Origin of the sequence: Maricaulis maris, assembly GCF_049116555.1 — a bacterium.
In the GTDB taxonomy this organism is placed as follows: domain Bacteria; phylum Pseudomonadota; class Alphaproteobacteria; order Caulobacterales; family Maricaulaceae; genus Maricaulis; species Maricaulis maris_C.
The window spans coordinates 205,875-226,134 of record NZ_JAGDYT010000004.1; the positions used below are offsets into that span (position 1 = coordinate 205,875).

General features: G+C 62.4%; 18 protein-coding genes. 2 read left to right on the top strand and 16 right to left on the bottom strand.

All coding sequences use genetic code 11. The features are described from left to right. Positions 1–228 precede the first annotated feature (228 nt). A complete protein-coding gene (locus tag JXQ94_RS06895; protein WP_421923042.1) occupies positions 229–2,340 on the bottom strand; it encodes a ComEC/Rec2 family competence protein in 2,112 nt (703 codons plus the stop codon). A gap of 70 nt (positions 2,341–2,410) precedes the next feature. Between JXQ94_RS06895 and gltX the strand changes: the two genes are divergently transcribed. Together gltX and gltA are read left to right on the top strand one after the other, a co-directional pair. Then, a complete protein-coding gene (gene gltX, locus JXQ94_RS06900) occupies positions 2,411–3,850 on the top strand; it encodes a glutamate--tRNA ligase (RefSeq protein ID WP_421923043.1) in 1,440 nt (479 codons plus the stop codon). A 23-nt stretch (positions 3,851–3,873) separates the two neighbouring features. Continuing rightward, a complete protein-coding gene (gene gltA, locus JXQ94_RS06905) occupies positions 3,874–5,178 on the top strand; it encodes a citrate synthase (protein ID WP_421923044.1) in 1,305 nt (434 codons plus the stop codon). Between the two features lie 99 nt (positions 5,179–5,277). Here the strand turns inward: gltA and lpxB are convergent, their stop codons facing one another. The 15 genes from lpxB to rpsB are packed head-to-tail and all read right to left on the bottom strand — an operon-like array spanning position 5,278 to position 20,077. After that, on the bottom strand, positions 5,278–6,435 hold the full coding sequence (gene lpxB / locus JXQ94_RS06910; RefSeq protein WP_421923045.1) for a lipid-A-disaccharide synthase: 1,158 nt from the start codon (positions 6,433–6,435) through the stop codon (positions 5,278–5,280). After that, positions 6,432–7,274 (bottom strand): LpxI family protein, encoded by an 843-nt coding sequence (locus JXQ94_RS06915; RefSeq protein WP_421923046.1) that lies wholly within the window; start codon positions 7,272–7,274, stop codon positions 6,432–6,434. Before JXQ94_RS06915 ends, lpxB begins: the two co-directional genes overlap by 4 nt. Further along, positions 7,267–8,064: an acyl-ACP--UDP-N-acetylglucosamine O-acyltransferase gene (gene lpxA, locus JXQ94_RS06920; protein WP_421923047.1), complete on the bottom strand. Its 798-nt coding sequence runs from the start codon at positions 8,062–8,064 to the stop codon at positions 7,267–7,269. The genes JXQ94_RS06915 and lpxA overlap by 8 nt, the downstream gene beginning before the upstream one ends. Then, a complete protein-coding gene (fabZ, locus tag JXQ94_RS06925; RefSeq protein ID WP_421923048.1) occupies positions 8,061–8,507 on the bottom strand; it encodes a 3-hydroxyacyl-ACP dehydratase FabZ in 447 nt (148 codons plus the stop codon). Before fabZ ends, lpxA begins: the two co-directional genes overlap by 4 nt. An 11-nt stretch (positions 8,508–8,518) precedes the next feature. Further along, the gene (gene lpxD / locus JXQ94_RS06930; RefSeq protein ID WP_421923049.1) at positions 8,519–9,535 is read right to left on the bottom strand and encodes a UDP-3-O-(3-hydroxymyristoyl)glucosamine N-acyltransferase; all 1,017 of its coding nucleotides are present in this window, start codon (positions 9,533–9,535) and stop codon (positions 8,519–8,521) included. A gap of 24 nt (positions 9,536–9,559) precedes the next feature. Beyond that, on the bottom strand, positions 9,560–10,147 hold the full coding sequence (locus JXQ94_RS06935; RefSeq protein ID WP_295692771.1) for an OmpH family outer membrane protein: 588 nt from the start codon (positions 10,145–10,147) through the stop codon (positions 9,560–9,562). A gap of 4 nt (positions 10,148–10,151) precedes the next feature. Then, positions 10,152–12,539 (bottom strand): outer membrane protein assembly factor BamA, encoded by a 2,388-nt coding sequence (gene bamA, locus JXQ94_RS06940; protein WP_421923050.1) that lies wholly within the window; start codon positions 12,537–12,539, stop codon positions 10,152–10,154. 48 nt (positions 12,540–12,587) lie between these two features. Further along, complete coding sequence (gene rseP, locus JXQ94_RS06945; protein ID WP_421923051.1) at positions 12,588–14,030, bottom strand: RIP metalloprotease RseP; 1,443 nt, start codon at positions 14,028–14,030, stop codon at positions 12,588–12,590. A 16-nt stretch (positions 14,031–14,046) separates the two neighbouring features. Then, the gene (locus JXQ94_RS06950) at positions 14,047–15,234 is read right to left on the bottom strand and encodes a 1-deoxy-D-xylulose-5-phosphate reductoisomerase (protein WP_421923052.1); all 1,188 of its coding nucleotides are present in this window, start codon (positions 15,232–15,234) and stop codon (positions 14,047–14,049) included. After that, positions 15,231–16,037 (bottom strand): phosphatidate cytidylyltransferase, encoded by an 807-nt coding sequence (locus tag JXQ94_RS06955; protein WP_421923053.1) that lies wholly within the window; start codon positions 16,035–16,037, stop codon positions 15,231–15,233. Before JXQ94_RS06955 ends, JXQ94_RS06950 begins: the two co-directional genes overlap by 4 nt. Then, positions 16,021–16,758, bottom strand: a complete 738-nt coding sequence (locus JXQ94_RS06960; RefSeq protein WP_421923054.1) for an isoprenyl transferase — start codon at positions 16,756–16,758, stop codon at positions 16,021–16,023. The genes JXQ94_RS06955 and JXQ94_RS06960 overlap by 17 nt, the downstream gene beginning before the upstream one ends. A 25-nt stretch (positions 16,759–16,783) precedes the next feature. Beyond that, positions 16,784–17,344 carry a ribosome recycling factor gene (gene frr, locus JXQ94_RS06965; protein WP_295692785.1) on the bottom strand — a complete coding sequence of 187 codons (561 nt, stop codon included), beginning with the start codon at positions 17,342–17,344 and terminating at the stop codon, positions 16,784–16,786. A 23-nt stretch (positions 17,345–17,367) separates the two neighbouring features. Then, positions 17,368–18,159, bottom strand: coding sequence for a UMP kinase (pyrH, locus tag JXQ94_RS06970; protein WP_421923055.1), 792 nt, complete (start codon positions 18,157–18,159; stop codon positions 17,368–17,370). A 48-nt stretch (positions 18,160–18,207) separates the two neighbouring features. Next, positions 18,208–19,143, bottom strand: a complete 936-nt coding sequence (gene tsf, locus JXQ94_RS06975) for a translation elongation factor Ts (RefSeq protein WP_421923056.1) — start codon at positions 19,141–19,143, stop codon at positions 18,208–18,210. Between the two features lie 34 nt (positions 19,144–19,177). Beyond that, positions 19,178–20,077: a 30S ribosomal protein S2 gene (rpsB, locus tag JXQ94_RS06980; protein ID WP_421923057.1), complete on the bottom strand. Its 900-nt coding sequence runs from the start codon at positions 20,075–20,077 to the stop codon at positions 19,178–19,180. Between the last annotated feature and the right edge of the window lie 183 nt (positions 20,078–20,260).

The following is a 20,260-nucleotide window of genomic DNA, read 5'->3' on the forward strand; positions in this document are numbered from 1 at the left end:
CGTCCAGGCCGTTTGACCATCCTGCCAGTATCTTGGCGTGGTTGCGCCGTTCGGCCACCCTGTCAAAAGCCGTGTGGTCACACTCCCATGACTTGGCGCGATGGCGTGGTTGCGCCATGCCCGGGACGGGTGTTGGCGAACCCCGCCCGCGCGTCCTGATGCGGGTCGATACCCGCAATACGGCACGCCAGACGAAGCGATGCGCTCGATCGCGCGATATCGCGCTCCCTATCCTGACCAGGGCCGGGTCTGATGGAGGGGGCGGGCCCTGTGACGGCTGCGGATCAGGCCATCATCAAGGTGCAGGACCTGACTGCCATGACGGGTCAGAAGACTGGCATCAATCAGTTCGGCCGTGCAGCGCTCGGCGATCCTTTGTGGCACCGACAACCGGGTAATGATGAGATCGGCGCGGGCGCAGTCCGTCGGCCAGTCATCAAGGCGCTCGAGCACGGTGAGGCGAATGCCTTCAATTTCATGGCCGCATCCCAAGCCGTCACACTGCGCATCCCAGCGTTCGGGCTGCACGCCCGGTTCGCCCCGTGCCTCAAGAAAGACACGGGCCGCGAAGCGCGACCGGCGACGGTCGCTGACGACCCATTGACCGCTCTCGATCTGCGCCAGCACAACGCCTGATTCCGAGATCAAGAGATTGGGTGGCGGCACAAGCCCCCAGCACAATCCCGCCGCCAGCATGATGGCGCCCCCCGCCAGGCGCGCCCGGCCACGAAGCAGCAAGGCGAGGACAAAGCCCGACGCAAACAAGCCCAGGATCGGGCCTGGCGCGGCAATGACGGGGCGAAGCGCGCCTGGCCAATCGGCGACGCGGGCGGCCAGGTCGAGCATGACGACAAGGCCGCCTTCCATGACGGCAAAGGGCAAGGCGTCCAGGCCCAGCGGGATGAGCACGAGGCCGATCACGCCGGCCGGCATCACGATCAGCGAGAAAATCGGCATGACCAGCAAATTTCCCGCGAGGCCCCAGCTGGCGATACGGTGAAAGTGGAAGGCCGCGAAGCCCGCCGTCGCACTTCCGGCGACAAGGCTGGTCGTGCCGAGGCCGGAGACGAAGAGCCGTATCTGGGCGAACACACCACGCCCGGATCCCGCCTGCCGCCGCGCCTGCCAGACCCGTGCAGCCACAATCAGGGCCGAGGCGGCGGAAAAGGACATCTGAAAACCCGGCGTAATGACCGCCTGCGGCTGCAGCAGCAACACCGCCAGGACGGCGATCGACAGCGTGTGCAGCGACAGGGCGCGCCGCCGCAGAAGGACGGCCCCCAAGACCGAGACAATCATGATGAAGGCCCGCTGTGTCGGGATGCCCGCCCCGGACAGCAGGAGGTAGCCCGCCGCGAATACCAGTGCCACACAGGCAGCGGGTATGGCGGCATCATGCCGCCTCGCCCACGGGCTCAGGCCGGACAGAAGGAGGCGAACGGCAAAAAAGACGCCCCCGGCCAGCAGCGCCATATGCATGCCCGAGATCGCCAGGACATGGCCGAGCCCGGACTGACGGAGCGCATCTACGTCGCGTGGCGCGATGTGCGCGCGATCCCCCGTCAACAGTGCGGCCGCCAACCCGCCGGGTCGCGGCGCCATGCGCGCGCGAATATGGCTGGAGAGCGAGGCACGCAGTCTCACCAGGCGTCGGGCCACCGGGTCCTGCCCCGTCGCTGGCCCCGGTGCGGCGGCCTCAACGGCAAATCCGGTCGCCCTAATGTCGGCAAAGGCTGCGTGGAAGGCGAAATCATATCCGCCGGGCACGGCCGCCGGTCGCGGAGCGGCCAGCACGGCTCGGATACGGATCGGGTCACCGGGTTGAATACTACCCGCCTCCCCCAACACCCGAACCCGCTGCCGGCGCGGCGCCGCTGGATCCGCGCTCACCGTCCGGATCAGAAGCCGCATGCGCACGGACCCGCTGCGCTCGATCGCTTCCAGCCAGCCCTCGATCGTGACCGCCTCTCGCCCGCCGTCAAGGTGAACCCCGGCACCAGAATCGGCGTGATGCACCATGCTATGTCCCTGCGCACGCCAGGCGAAAGCCGTCCCGACCCCCAGGACCAGGGCCGTTATCCCCAGGAGGCGCGAAACAGGTTTTCTGCTCTCAGGGGAAAAACGGGCCGCCAGTGCCAGGGCCGCAGCGAGCGCGATCAGGGCGAGAAACAAGGCCCGGGACGGCTCTTCGGGGACAGAGAAATAGAGCCCGCAGCCGATTATTGCGGCCAGGGCTGCAAGGATGCTTGGTTTGAATTCCACAAAGGGATCAACCGGCTTGGCTGATTTCTTCGTCTTGTGTACCGCCGAGTGCGGCAGGATTGCGTCAGGTTGAAGCACGAAGCAGCCTTCGGTCTATCGCAAAAGCTGATATTCATGCTAACACGCTTTTCCCTTCTCGCAGTGCAACATGAATTCGCAATTGCAAAACAACGCCAAGATGATCCGCACGCGCTTCGCGCCCTCGCCCACCGGTTTCCTGCATATCGGGGGAGCGCGCACGGCTTTGTTCAATTGGCTGCTGGCCAAGCGCCATGGCGGCGAATTCCTCCTTCGCATCGAGGACACGGACCGGGCCCGCTCGACCCAGGACGCGATTGACGCGATTCTCGACGGTCTGAGCTGGATGGGTCTGGACTGGACCGGCGATGCCATCTCGCAGTTCGCGCGCGCCACGCGTCATGCGGAGGTGGCCTATGCCCTGCTCGAGGGCGGCCACGCCTTCAAATGCTATTGCTCCCCGGACGAGGTCCAGGCCTTGCGCGACGAGGCCTTCGCCGCCGGCCGCGCCCTGCGCTCACCCTGGCGCGATCGTGACCCGGCCGATGCGCCGGCCGACACAGCCTTTACCGTCCGGTTCAAGGCACCCGACACGGATGTCCTGCTCGAGGACGCGGTCCAGGGTCAGGTTCGCTGGGCCGCCAAGGAGTTCGACGACCTCATTCTGCTCCGCTCGGATGGCAACCCGACCTATAATCTGGCCGTTGTTGTCGATGACCACGACATGGAAATCACCCATATCGTGCGCGGCGATGATCATCTGGTGAATGCCGGTCGGCAGAGCCAGATCTATGACGCGATGGGGTGGGATCGACCGGTCTTTGCCCATGTTCCGCTCATCCATGGCCAGGACGGCAAGAAATTGTCCAAGCGTCATGGCGCGCTTGGGGCCGAAGCCTATCGCGATATGGGGTATCTTCCCGAGGGGCTGCGCAATTACCTGCTTCGCCTGGGCTGGTCCCATGGCGACCAGGAATTATTCAGCGATGCCGAGGCCATCGCCGCCTTCGATCTCGCCGGGCTCAACAAGGCGCCGGCCCGGATGGACATCGACAAGCTGAACCATATCAATGGCCATCATCTGGCACGGGCCGATGATGCGCGCCTGGTAGAACTGGTGATGCCCTTCCTCGACGGGCTTGAAGATCGCATCCCGCAAGTCGATATCACGCAAGAGCGGTTGCTGGCCGCGATGCCGGCGCTCAAATCCCGCGCAGCAACACTGGAAGAACTGGCGGGGCAGAGCTATTTTCTGCTCAAACCGCGCCCGTTCCGGATCGAGGGCAAGGCCGCAAAGCCGCTCAAGGATGACGAGGCTCGCGCCCGGCTTTACCGCCTGTTCACCGAACTCGGCCATGTGAAGGCCTGGACGGAAGACGCGTTGTCCAACGCGCTCAAGGAATTCGCCGAGGCCGAAGAGGTCGGCTTTGGCAAAATCGGTCAGCCGCTGCGCGCGGCGCTGACCGGCGGAGCACCCGCTCCCGACCTGGCTCTCGTCATGACCTTGATTGGTCGGGATGAGGCGCTGGCTCGTATCAAGGATCAGATGACACCGGCTACGCCCGCTTAGCCGCGAACCATGGGGATGACGAGATGGAAAACAAAGCCAAACCGAACGGATCGGCCACGCTGAACTACAACGGCCAATCTCTGGAATTGCCGGTTTTCTCTGGCGAGATCGGACCGGATGTCATCGACATTCGCAAGCTCTACGCCCAAACCGGCATGTTCACCTATGATCCCGGCTTCACCTCGACCGCGAGTTGCGAAAGCCAGATCACCTATATCGATGGCGACAAGGGCACCTTGCTCTATCGCGGCTATCCGATCGATCAACTGGCCGACAGCTCATCCTTTATCGAGGTCTGCTATCTCCTGATGAATGGCCAGCTGCCGTCATCCGGTGAGCTGGAAACCTTCGACTGGACGATCCGCCGTCACTCGATGCTGCACGACCAGTTTGACCAGTTCTTCCGCGGTTTCCGTCGCGATGCCCACCCGATGGCCATCATGGTCGGCACGGTTGGAGCGCTGTCCGCCTTCTACCACGACTCAACGGATATCAATGATCCGGAGGCGCGCACGATCGCCAGCCACCGCATGATTGCCAAGATGCCGACGATCGCGGCACGCGCCTTCAAATATGCCATTGGCCAGCCGTTCATCAGCCCGCGCAATGACATGGATTATGCAGCCAATTTCCTGCGCATGTGTTTTGCCGTGCCGGCCGAGGATTATGAGAGCAACAAGGTTCTCGCCAAGGCCATGGACAAGATCTTCATCCTGCACGCTGATCACGAGCAGAACGCCTCGACCTCGACCGTGCGCCTCGCCGGCTCTTCGGGTGCCAACCCGTTCGCCTGTATTGCGGCCGGTATCGCCTCGCTCTGGGGCCCGGCGCATGGTGGTGCCAATGAAGCCGCGCTGAACATGCTCAACGAGATCGGCTCGGTCGACAAGATTCCCGAATATGTCGCCAAGGCGAAGGACAAGTCTGATCCGTTCCGCCTCATGGGCTTCGGTCACCGCGTCTACAAGAATTACGATCCGCGCGCGAAAGTCATGCGTGACACCTGCCACGAAGTCCTCGATGTGCTGGGCGTTCGCAATGATCCGACCCTGCAGGTCGCCATGGAGCTCGAGCGCATCGCGCTGGAAGACCCCTATTTCGTCGAGAAAAAACTCTATCCGAACATCGATTTCTATTCGGGCATTACCCTCAAGGCGATGGGCTTCCCGACCGAGATGTTCACCGTCCTCTTCGCGCTCGCCCGGACTGTCGGCTGGATCGCGCAATGGTCGGAAATGCTGGAAGACCCGAGCCAGAAGATCGGCCGTCCCCGCCAGCTCTTCACCGGCGCGACGCCGCGCGATTATGTCGACCTGGCAAATCGCTGATCGACCCCGCGCTGTCCAAAAGAAAGGCCGCTCCACCTGGAGCGGCCTTTTTTTCTGAAGGCTGCAGCGGCCTCCGTACGCGCCGAGCGCCAACCCCGGTCAATCAAGCCCGGCGAGAACCGCTTCCGCTGCGCGTCGACTGGCCTGACCCGACCCGCGCATTTCAGACGTGACCGCCTGCAATCGCACCGACAGCTCAGCGCGTCGAACAGGATCATCCAACAGGCGCTCGACCTCATCGGCGAGCACTTTGCCTGTGCATTTGAGCTGGATGATCTCCGGCACCAACCGGGCGTCCGCGGCAATGTTCACGAGCGAGATATGGGGGGTTTTGAGCAGGTTGAAGGCCCGAACCAGTCCCCAGGTAATCCAGCCCAGCTTGTAACCGGTGATCGTTGGCACACCCGCGGTCGCCAACTCGGTGACCACTGTACCTGAACAGGCCAGCGCCAGATCGGCCGAGGCGAAGGCATCCGCCTTCTCCGTCTCGCCCACACGGATGGCCGATTGCAGAACCGGATGGACCGCGATGGCGGCGTCGACCTGACCGGCGACCGGATCGGCGACCGGCAGCACGAGCCGCAGATCGGCATGATCCCGCGTCAGGCGTTTGAGAGCCTCGACCACGGGCGGCATCATGCGCCGGATTTCCGACGGTCGGCTGCCCGGCAGGACTACGAGAACCGCCTCATCGGCTGTGATCCCGTGACGGGTGCGGAATGCTGCGCCATTACCGCGCGGCAAACGCTCCAGCGTCGGGTTGCCGACAAAGGTTACAGGGAGACCGTGCGCCTCGTAATAAGGAGCATCAAAGCTCAAAATGGTCAGGAGTTCATCGACGCTCGCCGCCAGGGTCGCGGCGCGACCGGGCCGCGTGGCAAAGACCTGGGGACCAACATATTTGACGAGACGGATGGCCGGGTCCGCGGCGCGCACGCCTTGCGCGACACGCAGGGTGAAACCCCAGGAATCGATCAGGACAACCACATCCGGCTTTGCCGTCAGAATTGCGTCGACGGCCTCGGAGACCGCTTGCTTGACCCGCGAATACGCTTTCAGGCCATCAATCCAGCCAAGAATGCTGAGTCCGTCGATGCTGATCGCACTTTCAATGCCCTGCTCCGCCATCGCCGTACCGCCAATACCCGACAAGCGAACCTTGTCCGCCGTCAGGCTGCGCAGTTCACGGGCCAACCCGGCCCCCAGCAAATCACCGGAGCGTTCGGCTGCGACGAGGAAGACGTGCGGCGCGCTCATCGCGCCGGCTCGACGAGCACAAACAGCCGATGACGGTTCAGGGCGGCCAGGACCCCATCGCGATCCACGATCAGCGCCCCGTCAGCCTCCAGAACAATCCCCGCCAAACCCGCCGCGGCGCAGCGCTCCACCGTATCGACACCGATCGTGGGCAGGTCCACACGCCGCTCCTGGATCGGTTTGGGACGTTTGGCGAGCACGCCACACCGCGCCATCTCGCTGCCGCGCAAAGTGGCTGGCAGGCCCGCCACGCGCTCCAGCATCGCGTTGGTGCCTTCCTGGGCCTCCACAGCGAGTACGACGCCGTCCGCGACGACGGCACCCTGGCCGATATCAAGCCGGCCGATTTCCGCGGCGACCTCCATCGCCTTGACGGCGTCGGCGCGGTTCGCCGCATCAGGCTCGACCGTCCCGATCAATCCGGCCGGCAGTCCGTCCTCGGCCAACAGGCTGTCAGCGCCGACGACCGCAAACCCGGCCTGTTCGAACTCGTCGACGACCACGCGAATGATCGCATCATCCCCCTTGCGACCAGCGGCCAGGGCACGAGGCGCCATGATCAGGCCTCGCGCGTCCATTTTGAGCGTCGAGAGATCGGGCCGCGTGACATAGCCGGCGAAACAGACGGCATCACAGCCCGCCGCACGCAAATCCTTGATGATGCCGCCAATCTCGCCCACCGAGCGCGATGAGGTTTCGAAGGGCGCATAATCACGGTCTGCAAAACCGCGCAAAACCACAACATGAACCGGACGATCACCGCCTGCCTTGAGTATCTCGAGCGGCAGGTCACCGCCTCCGGCCAGCAGGCCCAACTTTGTCCAGGCGGTTTCAGTCATTCGGCATGCAGATAGAGCGTTTGGCGTCCGCCCGGATGAAATCGATGATTTCCGCGATCGGCGCATTGTCCGAATAGAGTTGTGCGACGTCGACCACACGCTCCTCGAACGTGCCTTCCTGGGCAAACAGGAGACGATAGGCGGCGCGCAATTCGCGCAAGGTCTCACGCGGCATGCCACGGCGTTTCAGCCCGACCACATTCAGTCCAGCCAGATGCGCGTGATTGCCGATAACCGACCCGTAGGGAATCACGTCCGCGGTCACCATCGCCATCGCACCGATGAAGGCATGGCGCCCGACACGGCTCTTTTGATGGATGCCCGCATACCCACCAAGGATGGCGTGGTCCGCGATCACGGTCTCGCCGCCAATCGCCGCACAATTCGCGAACACGACGCGGTCCCCGACAATGCAATCATGGGCGACATGGGAGCCAACCATGAAGTAGCCGTCATTCCCGACCACCGTGCGACCCCGGGCAAATGTGGTGCCGGGATGCATGGTCACATTCTCGCGCAGGATATTGCGCTGCCCGATGATGAGTTCGGTGTCCTCACCCTGGTATTTGAAGTCCTGGGGCGGATGACCGATCTGGGCGCCCGGATAAAGGACGCAATCCTCGCCCAGCGTCGTATTGCCGGCAATGGTGACGTGAGAGATCACACGCACGCGGTCCTTCAGCACGACTTGCGGACCGACAATGCTGAAGGGGCCAATCTCGACGCCTTCACCGATTTGCGCGGCCGGGTCGATAATCGCAGTGGGATGGATCTGGGTTGAGCGCGTCATGGATTCTCGATCGCCTTGGCGGAGAACTCAGCCTGCACCGCACGCTTGCCGTCGGCCCAGACCTCACCCTTGAACTTGAAAACGCCATGGCGGGCTGCGGTCACCGTCACCGGCATGCGCAACATCATGCCCGGACGCACAGGTGCACGAAAGCGGACCTTGTCGGCGCCCATGAAGAAGACCGTTGCGCTGTCGGGGCGAACGTCGAGCGTCCTGTACATCAAGACCGCGCCGGCCTGGGCCATCGCTTCGATCATCAACACGCCCGGCATCACCGGATTACCAGGGAAATGTCCCGGAAAAAATGGCTCGTTCGCCGTAACGGCCTTGATCCCGACGATCGACTCGCCGCGCCGATAGTCTTCCGCCGCATCGATCAGCAAGAACGGATAGCGATGCGGAAGAAGCGTGAGAATTTCCTGGTGTTCAATCCGGTCGGACACGAAGTCGTTTCCTATTTCTTTTTACGAGTAGCCCGCATCAATCGCCGCAATGCCGCGATCTGACGCATTTCACTTTCGATAGGCTGAGCCGGAGAGCCAAGCCAGGTTTCACCTGCCGGGACATTGCGACCGACCGCGGAATTACCGCCGATACGAGCGCCGGCGTGGAGCGTGATATGATCATGGGTGCCGACCCGTCCGCCCATCATGACACCATCCTCGATCACGCAACTGCCGGAAATACCGCCATAGGCCGCCATCACGACATTGCGACCCAAAGTGCAATTGTGTCCGATATGACAGAGGTTATCGATCTTGGTGCCCTCACCGATCCGGGTCGGACCGAAGAGACCGCGATCCACGCAGCTATTCGCCCCGATAGTGACTTTGTCGGCGATCTCCACCTGCCCCACATGGGGAATGTCGATCGTGCCGGTATCGGATACTGCGATACCGAAGCCCGCCTCACCAATCACGGCTCCCGAGAGAATGTTGCAATCGGCGCCTATATCGCTGCACAGCACGGTGACATTGGCGCCGATGATCGTTCCGGCCCCAATGCGGCAGCCGGGTCCGATCACGCTGCCCGGGCCAATGCGGACGCGGTCCCCAATCCGTGCATCCGGCCCAATGCTCGCGGTCGCGGCGATGACCGCATCCGGTGCGATCTCGGCACTCTCATCAATACGCTGCGTCGACGCAGGGCTGCGCGGGGCAGCAAGGGCTGCGAGCGCCAGTGCGAAGGCGGTGCGGGGCGCGGAATGGGTGAGAATGATGGCCCCGAGGCCAGTGGCCGTATCAGCCAGCGCCTCGCTCACGATGACGGCAACGCCTTCCAGAGACGTGTCACCCAGCGCGAGGGCATTGTCGGCATAGGACAAGGCCCCGGGCGTGCCCTCACGGATCGGCACAGCCGACGAAACCTGATGGCCAGCTTGCCCGGAATCAGAAATCGCCGCACCCGAAAGCGCGGCGATCTCCTGCAGGGAAAGCGGGCCAAGCCGGTCAAAGAAACGCGGATCCGCCACTTTTACCCCCTGAGTATCAGCTGATTATTGCTGCTGCTGGCCGGCACCGTTCTGCGGCAGACGCACACGGGTGACCGGAACGGTCGGCAGGCGCGTATTCAGCAGAGCAATCACATCGTCGGAAATGTCGAGATCCGGCGAAGCGAAGACCAGGTTGGAACGGTCAATGAGCATGTCGATGCCCTGGGCCGCGACCACTTCTTCCAGGATAGGGCCCAGCGCTTCATACACCGGGCGCATGGCCTGACGTTCGGTCTGGACGATTTCCTGCTGACGGGCACGACGCACGACTTCGAACTGCTGAGCCGACTGGTTCAATGTCTGGATGCGGCTCATCAGGTCCGGACGTTCCTGGATCGCCTGCTGCGTCATGGACGCGGTCTCGGCGTTAAGGCGCTCGGTTTCCTGCTGGATCGGCTGGCTCATGGCCTGGAGTTCGCTGTCGATCTCCTGGGCGATTTCCTGCATGCGCGCGGCGATATGGATGCCGGCGGCACTCTCGCGCAGGACGCGCTCTTCGTTCAGGACGGCAATGTTCGCCTGTGCCATCGCCGGGGCGGCGATGCCAGCCACAAGGACCGGGAGAAGCAGAAGCGTTTTAAGCAGTTTCATGGTTTTAGAACCCTGTTCGCGTGCTGAACCGGAAGAATTCGGCCCTGTCATAGTCTTCCCGAATGAAAGCCTGCGCAAAGTCGAACCGGACCGGTCCAAATGGTGAATCCCAGAAGATGCTCAGGCCGGCCGACGCGCGAAGCGCCAGATCATCAACCGTGAACACCGCGTTTGTTCCCTCGTCTACCTGATCCGCGGAGTCGAGCATGCCAAGCGTGCCGAACTCCGTGAACAAGCTCCCTCTCACCCCGTACTGCTCGGGCAAACCGAGCGGGAATGAGACTTCCAGTGCGCCCACTGCATAAAGCCTGCCACCCAGGGCATCGCCCCGGATCAATTCACCCGTGTCCGGGTCGCGCGAGACGGCGCGCGGACCGATACCGGCCACTTCAAAGCCCCGGAAAGAATTCCCGCCCTTGAAGAAGCGGTCATTAATGCGGACCGAATCACCGCCCCAGGGCAGGACAAATCCACCATTCATCGTGAAACTGGCCACGACGTCATTGCCGAGTAGACCCGGGAAGAAGGGCCGATATATGGCGCCATTGAATTCCGACCGCACATAGCGGACATCGCCGCCAATACCGGCAAAGCCCTGTGTCAATTGAAGACGGTAGCCATTGCTCGGCTCGATCGGGTCATTCAGGCGCGACCAGTTGAGCGTATAGGTCAGCACCGATGTATTGCGGCTGCCGGCCTGGTTCAGCAAGGCCGAGGAGGCCGAGGAGAAGACCAGGACATTATCCGTCCGGTAGGTATAGCCGAGCTGGAGATTGGTCGACGCCGTCACCGGGAAACCAAGTCGCAGGCTGGCACCGGTCGATTCGGTCTGGAAGGACGCTTCCGACAGGAAGTCCGAATTGACCCGAAACAGGTCGAAACCGGCGGCGAGATTACGATCCAGGAAGCGCGGCTCGGTAAAGCGGATATCCAGGGATTCCCGGTTCGACGAGGCAGAGATCCGGAAGCGCAGGAATTGACCACGGCCCCGCAGATTGCGCTCCGAGATCGACAGGTCGACCAGGAAGGAATCGGTGGAGGAGAAACCGGCACCAAAGGCCAGTTCGCCGGTTGGTTGCTCGGAGACCGAGACATTGACCCGCGCCCGGTCAGGCGCAGAACCCGGCGTTTCCTCCACTTCGACTTCCTCGAAGAAGCCCAGGCGGCGCACATTATTCCGCGAGCGATCAATCAGGACCTGATTGAAGGCGTCGCCCTCGACAATGTCCAGCTCGCGGCGAATGACGCGGTCCAGCGTCCGGGTATTCCCGGCAATGTCGATGCGTTCGATATAGACACGCGGGCCTTCATCGATGACGAATTCGACGTCAACGGTGCGGTCTTCGCGATTGCGCGAGGTCAACGGGCGGATATTGACGAAGGCATAGCCTGCCGCACCGGCCGAGAAGGTCAGCGCATCAATACTGTCCTCGATCAGCTGACCCTGGAAGAGATCGCCTTCCTGAACAGGCAGGATCGCCCGCAGGAAATCGGGATTGAGGTCAGGAATCTCGGTGGTCACATTGACCTCGCCGAAATTATAGACCTCACCCTCATCAATGGTGATGGTGATGTAGAAGTCACGTTGATCCGGCGTCAGCTCGGCGACCGCCGACAGCACGCGGAAGTTTGCGTAACCCTGGTTGGAATAGAATTGACGCAGCAATTCACGGTCATATTCCAGACGGTCCGGGTCGTAATTGTCATTCGATGAGAAGAAACGCCACCAACGCGATTCGCGCGTCACCAATTCGCGACGCAGGCGGCGGTCGGAATAGCTTTCATTGCCGATGAAATTGATCCGGCGCACGCCGGTCACCGGCCCTTCGGAAATCTCGAAGATGAGATCAACGCGGTTCTGGGCCTGCTCGACAATCTTGGGCGTCACGGTCGCGGCGAAGCGGCCGGAACGACGATAAACCTCGATAATACGCTGAACATCGGACTGAACCCGCGAGCGCGTGAAGATCGCGCGGGGTTGGGCCTGGATCTCATCGGTGATCTTGTCATCATCAATGGCGCTATTTCCCTCGAGAATCACGCGGTTGATGATCGGGTTTTCCTGGACCCGGACGATCACGATCTCGCCGCGATCCTCGAACTGGGCATCGGAGAAAAGCCCGGTCGCAAACAGGGTCTGGATCGACAGGTTCACCAGACGCTCGTCAAAAGGCTGTCCGGGCTGGATCAGCAAATAGGACAGGACGGTGTCGGCTTCGACCCGCTGATTGCCCTCGACCAGGATTTGTCGGATCACCGGCGCGGGCGCGGGTTGCTGCACCTCTTGCTGGGTCGTTGCGGGAACTTCCGCACCCGTTTGCTGTGCCGAAGCTATAGCCGACACGCTCACAGTCATCAGGGCTGCGAAGAGCACACGCAGAACACTCGCCATGGAAGATCGCCGCTTGCTGGGCCCGGTCAGAAAATCATCAGAAAATCGTCAGAAAATCTGGCCGAGCAAATAATTCAGGTCATTCCAGGTCGCTACAAGCATCATACCGAGTACGAAAACAAGCCCCACGCGGAAACCGAGTGCTTGCGCCTTCATGCTCAGTGGACGTCGCGCCACCGCTTCATAGGCGTAATACACCAAATGCCCGCCGTCGAGGATGGGTATCGGTAGAAGATTGACCAATCCCAGTCCGACGGAGAGAACACCGGCCAGATTTATCAGGTTTATCAGCAAGGATCGTGCGGCATTGAAGGCGTTGTCATGCCCGTCAATCGACCGCTGGGCCACCTGCCCTGCGGCAGTGGCGATGCCCAGCGGACCATTGAGGAGCTCCGGCGAGGCTCGCCCGGTGACTATGTTTCCAACATAATCAACGGTCGTGGAGACGACCGCTCCGGTTTGCTGGACGCCATAGCCGACAGCCTCGATCGGGTTGAAGCGGCGATAGTCCACCATCAGACCCGTGGAGACGAGACCCAGCCGTGTAAAGGCAGGCGAAGTGGTCCCAGCCTCCTCACCCGGCGGGCCGACATCCGTGCGGATGATCCGGGTATCGCCGTCGCGAAGGACCTCCACCTCAACTCGCTCGGCGGGACCATCAATGCGATTGGAGAATTGCTGGAAGCTGCGAACAGGAACGCCGTCTACCGCGACAATCCGGTCGCCAGATTCAAATCCGGCGCGGTCGGCAGGACTGTCCTGCACAACGCCGCCGATAATCGGGTCCGAATAGGCCTGGACACCCAGTTGCGGAAGGCGCCGCGATCCGCCGAACTCATCTTCCACGGTATTGCGCTGGGCGATGATTTGCAGTGGCAGCTGGCTACCGTCGCGCTCGATCACGACATCCAGCTCACTGGACCCGCCCGAAATCACCATCCGCATGATGTCGTTGAACGTGTTCACATCGCGCCCGTCGATCGACACAAAACGGTCGCCGACTTCGATTCCGGCCTCGGCAGCCGCAGAATCAGGAACGACAGCCCCAACAACCGGCTGCAGCTCACGATTGCCGAGGGTCAGCACGAGTGAGGCGAAAATGACGATCGCCAGGATAAAGTTCGCGATCGGTCCGGCGGCGGTGATGAAGGCGCGCTGCCAGATCGGTTTGAAGTGATAGCAGCGATCTGCCGCCTCCCCCATCTGGGCGCGAAGCTGGGCCAGCTTGTCGGCATCCGGCTCACTGGCCGCACCGGCATCACCGAGAAATTTCACATACCCGCCCAGCGGCAGGGACGCGATGCGCCACACCGTGCCGTGCTTGTCCCGCCATGAGACCAGGGTCGGCCCGAAACCCATCGAGAAGGCTTCCGCATGAACACCGCAGACGCGTCCAGCCCAATAATGCCCAAGCTCATGAATCACGACGACAATCGAGATCAGGAAGACAAAGGAGAAAATGGTCAGGAAACCGCTGCCGATCAGGTCCATGAATAACTGCCTGTGATTATGGGTTTGTCTGGCGCTCGACCATCAAGTCCCGTGCCATCTGGCGCGCCCGGGCATCAATGGCAAAAACATCTTCAAAAGCCGTTAGCGCCTGCGGCATGTCCGCATCGGAAATACTGCGCTCGAGAACGTCTTCAACACCTGCCGCGATGTCAAGGAATCGGATGCGATCCGCGAGGAAGGCCTCAACCGCGATCTCATTGGCTGCATTGAGCACGGCCGGCGCTATGCCGCCGGCGTCAATGGCCTCCCTGGCCAGGCGGATGGCGGGAAATCGCGTCAGGTCCGGTGGCTGGAAATCGAGTCGACCGATATCCGTCAGCCGCAATCGCTCGACCGGCGCCGTCATGCGGTTCGGCCAGGCCAGCGCGCTGGCGATGGGCGTGCGCATGTCCGGTGACCCAAGTTGGGCCAGAAGCGAGCCGTCAGCGTATTCTACAAGGCCGTGAATGATGGATTGCGGATGCACCACCACATCGACCTGATCCGGCGGGAGGTCGAACAGCCAGCAGGCCTCGATCACTTCCAGACCCTTATTCATCATGGTGGCGCTGTCGATCGTGATCTTGGCCCCCATCTCCCAGGTCGGGTGGGCCAGGGCGTCAGCTCTCGAGGCTTTCGCCATCACCTCGCGACTGGCTTCCCGGAAAGGACCACCGGACGCGGTCAGCGTAATCGAACGGATGGTCTCGCGTTGCGCCGGATCGAAGACCTGGAAAACGGCATTGTGCTCACTGTCGACCGGCAGGAGCGTGGTCCCGCACCGCGCCGCTTCGTCCATGAAGAGCGCTCCCGCGCAGACCAGGCATTCCTTGTTGGCAAATGCGAGGGAACGGCCCTGCCGCAGGGCGGCGAGCGTCGGCTTGAGCCCGGCGGCTCCGACAATCGCGGCCATGACCCAATCGGCATCTCGGGCCGCCATCTCGCAGACAGCCGCCTCCCCGACGCCGATCTCGATCGCCGGGTAATCCTTGAGCGCGCCATGGAGCGCCTTGGCCGCAGCCGGATCGGCAATGGCAACGCACTCGGCCTCAAAGCGGATGGCTTGTTTGGCCAGTTCGGCCGCATTCGTCTTCGCGGTGAGCGCGACGATCTTGTACTGGCCCGGCTCGGCGCGGCCGATCAGATCCAACGTGGCGAGGCCAACCGAACCGGTGGCGCCAAGGATGGAAATACGGCGCGTCATCCTCCCGCCCCCCAGCCCAGCGGCCAGATACGCATCGCCAATACCGCACCAATCACCGCCAGCATCAGGGCATCGACGCGGTCGAGCACCCCGCCATGGCCCGGTATCAGCGTTCCGGAATCCTTGACCCCGAAACTACGCTTGAACACCGACATGGCGAGGTCGCCGCCCACCGAAGCGAGCGCGACGATGAGCGCAAACGGGATCACTTGGGCCAGATCGAGACCGAAAAGACTGCCCGTCGCCCAGCCAGCAGCGCAACCGGCGACCACGCCCGCAAGAAAACCCGACCAGGTTTTCTTGGGACTGGCTTGCGGCAGGAGTTTGGGTCCGCCAATCCAGGTGCCGACGAGATAGGCCAGGCTGTCTGCTGCCCAGACAATGGAAAAAAGGAGGATGACCGCCTTGAGGCCATGATCCGGCTCGGCGCGCATGGAAGCCAGCAAGGCAGCGCTCAGCGAGACATAGAGAATTCCGAGCACTTCGCTCGACCAGCCGCGTCGCCAGCGCTCGATGCCGCTCGCCAGTGTCCCCGCCGCCCCCCAGGCCAGCGCATCCATGACATTGGTCTGCCCGGCGAGCAGGACCGTCCCGGACGCGGTTGCACAGGCGATCGCATAGGCGACCGGCGGCGCATCCCGGTCGGACATGTGAATCCATTCCCACGCCATTGCGGCCGCGAAAGCCGCCACCCAGGCGGTGAAGGCCAGGTCGCCAACCCAGAGCAGCCCCACCGCCAACGGGCCGAGGATGAGGGCTGAAATCAGACGACGCCGGAAAACCGGATCACGCGGCGCCGGCATCCACGCCTCCATAGCGGCGACTGCGTTGCCGGTAGGTCTCGATCGCCCGGGCCAGGTCCTGACGGTCAAAGTCCGGCCACAGCACGTCGAGGAAGACCAGTTCGGCATAGGCCGCCTGCCAGAGCAGAAAATTGGAAATGCGTTGCTCGCCGCTGGTCCGGATCATCAGGTCGACATCCGGCAGTTCAGCCGTATCGAGATGGCCTGCCAGAACTGCCTCATCCAGCGTATCGGGATCGAGGGTGCCGTCTGCAGCGGCGCGCGCGACCGACTGGCTGGCGCGCAGCAATTCATCGCGTCCGCCATAATTGAAGGCGATGGTCAGGTGAAAATCGGAATTCTCGCGCGTACGGGCTTCAGCGCGATCAATGATCGCAATCAGGTCCGGCCCCAGATTATCGCGACGGCCAATGATCCGGATCCGCACTCCGCGCCTGGCCAGCCCTTCCAGGTCCGCCTCGACATAATGCTTGAGGAGTTCGAACAGGGCGCCCACCTCATCGGCCGGGCGGCTCCAATTCTCCGTCGAAAAGGAAAACAGGGTGAGATAGCGCACGCCCAGATCACCGGCGTCCTCAACGGTACGGCGGACAGTCTCCACACCGCGCTTATGCCCGAAGGAGCGCGGGCGGCCGCGGGATTTCGCCCAGCGGCCATTGCCGTCCATGATGATGGCCGTGTGCCTCGGACCCGGCTGGTCAGCGGAAGCGTCGTCACTCATTCTTTCGCTCCGCCCAACGGGATGATCAGACCTGCATGATCTCTTCTTGCTTGCCCTTCAGGCTCTCATCAATCCGCTTGATGGCCTCGTCGGTGAACTTCTGGACATCCTCTGAAAAGGCTTTCAACTCGTCTTCGGACAAGTCGCCATCCTTCTCCATCTTCTTGAGCGCGTCCATGCCGTCGCGGCGCACATTGCGAACCGCGACACGGGCATGCTCGGCATAGCTGCCGGCCAGTTTGGCGATCTCTGCGCGGCGCTCTTCATTGAGCGGCGGGATCGGAATGCGAAGGAGCTGGCCTTCGACGACCGGGTTCAGGCCGATGCCCGAATTGCGGATCGCCTTGTCGACAACGGCCACGAGGCCCTTGTCCCAGACATTCAGCGTAATCATGCGCGGCTCCGGTACGGAGACGGTCCCGACCTGGCTGATCGGGGTCGGCGTGCCATAGGCTTCCACCTTGATCGGGTCGAGAAGACCCGCGCTGGCCCGACCGGTCCGCAGGCCGCCAAACTCCTTGCGCAGAGCCTCGATGGCCCCGTCCATGCGCCGCTTCAGATCATTTTCGTCATACTCGTCGCTCATGGCGTTCTTGCTCTTTCCTGTTGTCAGCCGGCTGACGTATCGGTCTTCATCTTGCCGATCATGGTGCACAGGCCCTCCCCGGCCAACACCCGCGCAAGACCATTGGTCTTGTGGATGTCGAACACGACAATCGGTATCGCATTTTCACGCATCAGCGTCACCGCCGAGGCGTCCATGACCTTGAGGTCACGGGTCAGCACATCGAGATAGTCCAGCTGGTCATAGCGTTCGGCATCGGGATTGGTCCGCGGATCGGCGGCGTACACACCGTCCACCTGCGTCCCCTTGAGGAGTGCATCGCACCCCATCTCAGCGGCGCGCAGCGCAGCAGCGGTATCTGTCGTGAAGAAGGGATTGCCGGTGCCGGCGGCAAAGATCACCACCCGGCCCTTTTCCATGTGCCGCGTGGCGCGGCGCCGGATATAGGGCTCGCAGACCGTCGTCATGGGAATAGCCGACTGGACCCGGGTCTGGACCCCGATCCGTTCCAGCGACGTCTGCATGGCCAGCGCGTTCATGACGGTGGCCAGCATGCCCATATAGTCGGCAGCGGCCCGGTCCATCCCCTTCGCGGCGCCCGAGAGGCCGCGGAAGATATTGCCCCCGCCTATGACGAGGCACATCTCGGTTCCCGCGGCCACGGCTGCGGCGACTTCGCGCGCAATCCGGTCAGCGGTATCGATGTCGATGCCATAATTCTGGGAGCCCATCAGGGCTTCACCAGAAACTTTCAGCAGGACACGCCGAAATTTCGGCGCTCCAGCATGGCCCTCAGCCGGCCCGGATACAGATGAATCAGTCACGGCGTGCAGCATATAGGAAGCGGCGGCGCTGGGAAGCGCCGCCGCTTGTTGTCAGAAGGATCAGGACTGGCCAGTTGCAGCTGCAACTTCCGCCGCGAAATCTTCTTCTTTCTTCTCGACGCCTTCACCCAGCGCCATACGGACGAAACCGGAGATCTCGACCGGGGCACCAAGGTCCTTGGCAGCCGCTTCGAGCACCTGCTCGATGGTCGAATCCGGATCCATCACGAAAGCCTGCTTCAGAAGCACGACTTCCTCGAAGAATTTGCGCATGCGACCTTCCACCATCTTCTCGACGATGTTTTCCGGCTTGCCGGACTGGCGAGCCTGGTCAGCAAAGACTTCGCGTTCCTTGTCAGCGATCGCGCTGTCGACACCGTCGACGTCCACGGACACGGCCACGGCCGGCGAACCGGCAGCAACGTGCATGGCGATCTTGCGACCCAACTCGGCGAGCTTGGCCTTGTCACCGTCCGACTTCAAACCGACGAGAACGCCGATCGCGCCCATGTCAGCAACAGCTGGATTGTGGACATAGGACGCAACCACGCCCGGCTCGGCCGTCACAACGGCGGCACGCCGCAGGGACATGTTCTCGCCGATCGTGGCGATCAGGCTGGTGAGGTGATCCTCAACGCTGTCACCGGAGGCCAGCTTGGCCGCCTTGATGGCGTCGACATCGGAACCGGCACTGATGGTCAGGGCCGCGATTTCCTTGACGGCAGACTGGAACTTGTCGTTCCGGGCCACGAAATCGGTTTCCGAATTCACTTCAACCACAGCGCCCTTGCCACCATCGGTGGACACGGCGACGAGGCCTTCAGAGGCGACGCGATCCGCCTTCTTGGCAGCCTTGGACAGGCCCTTCTTGCGCAGCCAGTCGACAGCGGCTTCGAAGTCGCCGTCATTCTCGCCGAGCGCCTTCTTGCAGTCCATCATGCCTACGCCGGTTTTTTCGCGCAGTTCCTTCACGAGAGCAGCGGTAATGGCAGCCATCGGTTTCTCCTGGATTTCGATTTGGATCGAAGCCTTACGCTTCGGTCTTGTCAGATTCAGATGACGTATCCGTGGCAGCGGCGTCGCCTTCAGCAGCCGGAGCCGCTTCAACCGCAGCCGCTTCAACCGCAGCCTCGGCAGCCGGAGCCTCTTCAGCGGCAGCTTCCTCGACCGGAGCGGCTTCGACCAGGGTCTCGATCGGTGCTTCCGCTTCGCCCAGATCCATGCCCATTGCCATCTGGCTGTCGCTCATGCCGTCGAGGACGGCGTCGGCGATCAGGTCACAATAGAGCGAAATGGCGCGCGAGGCGTCATCATTGCCCGGGATCGGGAAGTCGATCAGGTCCGGATCGCAATTGGTGTCGACCACGGCGATGACCGGAATGCCAAGCTTCTTGGCTTCCTGGATGGCGATGCCTTCCTTGTTCGTGTCGATCACGAACATCAGGTCCGGCGTGCCGCCCATGTCCTTGATACCGCCCAGCGAACGGTCGAGCTTTTCGCGCTCGCGGGTCAGCATCAGCTGTTCTTTCTTGGTCAGGCCGGCCATGCCGCCCTCATTCTCGAACATGCCTTCCAGCTCGCGCAGGCGGGCGATGGAGTTCGAGATGGTGCGCCAATTGGTCAGCGTACCGCCGAGCCAGCGCTGGTTCATGTAGTACTGGGCACAGCGACCGGCAGCCTGGGACAGCGGGTCCTGGGCCTGGCGCTTGGTGCCGACGAACAGCACGCGACCGCCCTTGGCAGCCGTCTCGCGCACTTTCACCAGGGCCTGGTGCAGCAGCGGAACGGTCTGGGAGAGGTCGATAATGTGAATGTTGGACCGCTCACCAAAGATGAAATCCTTCATCTTCGGGTTCCAGCGGTGGGTCTGGTGTCCAAAGTGACAACCAGCTTCAAGCAGCTGACGCATGCTGAAATCAGGGAGAGCCATCGATTTTCCTTTTCCGGTTGGCCTCCACGGAGCGGAGCCACCTGCACATGCAGGCGACACCGGAGCGTTCGGTCAAAGACCGGACGTAGCCCCGTGTGCGTAATGGCGCGGCTTATAGGCTTGCGGGGGCGCCTTGGCAAGCGGGCAAACCCGCCAGATATGCAGTCCAGGCATGCGATACCG

Bases quoted from the DNA above. Each gene is read 5' to 3' on its own strand.
- gltX (WP_421923043.1), top strand. From the start codon at position 2,411: ATGAATTCGCAATTGCAAAACAACGCCAAGATGATCCGCACGCGCTTC.
- gltA (WP_421923044.1), top strand. From the start codon at position 3,874: ATGGAAAACAAAGCCAAACCGAACGGATCGGCCACGCTGAACTACAAC.
- lpxB (WP_421923045.1), bottom strand. From the start codon at position 6,435: ATGAGCGCGCCGCACGTCTTCCTCGTCGCAGCCGAACGCTCCGGTGAT.
- JXQ94_RS06915 (WP_421923046.1), bottom strand. From the start codon at position 7,274: ATGACTGAAACCGCCTGGACAAAGTTGGGCCTGCTGGCCGGAGGCGGT.
- lpxA (WP_421923047.1), bottom strand. From the start codon at position 8,064: ATGACGCGCTCAACCCAGATCCATCCCACTGCGATTATCGACCCGGCC.
- JXQ94_RS06935 (WP_295692771.1), bottom strand. From the start codon at position 10,147: ATGAAACTGCTTAAAACGCTTCTGCTTCTCCCGGTCCTTGTGGCTGGC.
- bamA (WP_421923050.1), bottom strand. From the start codon at position 12,539: ATGGCGAGTGTTCTGCGTGTGCTCTTCGCAGCCCTGATGACTGTGAGC.
- rseP (WP_421923051.1), bottom strand. From the start codon at position 14,030: ATGGACCTGATCGGCAGCGGTTTCCTGACCATTTTCTCCTTTGTCTTC.
- JXQ94_RS06950 (WP_421923052.1), bottom strand. From the start codon at position 15,234: ATGACGCGCCGTATTTCCATCCTTGGCGCCACCGGTTCGGTTGGCCTC.
- JXQ94_RS06955 (WP_421923053.1), bottom strand. From the start codon at position 16,037: ATGCCGGCGCCGCGTGATCCGGTTTTCCGGCGTCGTCTGATTTCAGCC.
- JXQ94_RS06960 (WP_421923054.1), bottom strand. From the start codon at position 16,758: ATGAGTGACGACGCTTCCGCTGACCAGCCGGGTCCGAGGCACACGGCC.
- frr (WP_295692785.1), bottom strand. From the start codon at position 17,344: ATGAGCGACGAGTATGACGAAAATGATCTGAAGCGGCGCATGGACGGG.
- pyrH (WP_421923055.1), bottom strand. From the start codon at position 18,159: ATGCTGCACGCCGTGACTGATTCATCTGTATCCGGGCCGGCTGAGGGC.
- tsf (WP_421923056.1), bottom strand. From the start codon at position 19,143: ATGGCTGCCATTACCGCTGCTCTCGTGAAGGAACTGCGCGAAAAAACC.
- rpsB (WP_421923057.1), bottom strand. From the start codon at position 20,077: ATGGCTCTCCCTGATTTCAGCATGCGTCAGCTGCTTGAAGCTGGTTGT.